This is a genomic window from Nitratidesulfovibrio oxamicus, from assembly GCF_015731765.1.
GTDB classification, from domain to species: domain Bacteria; phylum Desulfobacterota; class Desulfovibrionia; order Desulfovibrionales; family Desulfovibrionaceae; genus Cupidesulfovibrio; species Cupidesulfovibrio oxamicus.
Genome location: NZ_VRYY01000684.1, coordinates 1 through 814 on the forward strand (window position 1 = coordinate 1; position 814 = coordinate 814).

General features: G+C 73.5%; 1 protein-coding gene. It reads left to right on the plus strand.

Going from position 1 to position 814, the window contains the following annotated elements; genetic code table 11:
* A partial coding sequence (locus FVW20_RS17220; protein WP_196610545.1) for an FAD-dependent oxidoreductase occupies positions 1 to 814 on the plus strand: 814 nt, incomplete at both ends.

The window sequence follows — 814 nt, forward strand, 5'->3', positions numbered from 1 at the left end:
GGCCGAGCGTGAACCCGCCCTGGGCGGCGACTGCCTGCACCACGGCTGCGTGCCCAGCAAGACCCTGCTGGCCACGGCCCGGGCGCGTCATGTCATGCGCCGCGCCGCGTTCTTCGGTCTGCCTGCGCCGGAACTGGAGCCGGTGGACTTCGCCGCCGTGGCCCGGCGCATCCGCGAGGTGCAGACCGTCATCCAGCGCCACGATTCGCCGCAGCGTTTCACCGGGCTGGGGGTGGACGTGCGCTTCGGCCCGGCGCGTTTTTGCGACGAACACACCCTGGACATCGGCGGGCGGCGGGTAAGCGCCGCACGCATCCTCGTGGCCACGGGCTCCTCACCGCAACTGCCGCCCCTGCCGGGGCTGGCCACGGTTCCCTTCCTGACCAACCGCGAACTCTTTTCGCTGGATGCGCTGCCCGCCTCGCTGCTGGTGCTGGGCGGCGGACCCATGGCCTGCGAGATGGCCCAGGCTTTCGCCCGGCTGGGGTCGCGGGTGACCATGGTGCTGCGTGGCCCGCGCATCCTGCCGCGAGACGATGCGGACATGGCGGGCGTGGTGCATGCCGCCCTGGCTGCGGACGGGGTGCGCGTGCTGGCCGGGGCCACGGTGAAGATGCTGCGAGCGGTGTCTGCGGGGAATGCCGGGCCTGGCGGATCCGGTGGGGCCGTGGAGGCGGAACTGGAAGTTCCCCGAAGCGAGGGACGCGGCCCGCTCGTGGTCCGGGCGGACCGGTTGCTGGCGGCCCTGGGCCGAACGCCGGAAACCGCCGGGCTGGACCTTGCGGGGCGGGCGTGGTCACCGGCAAGCACGGCG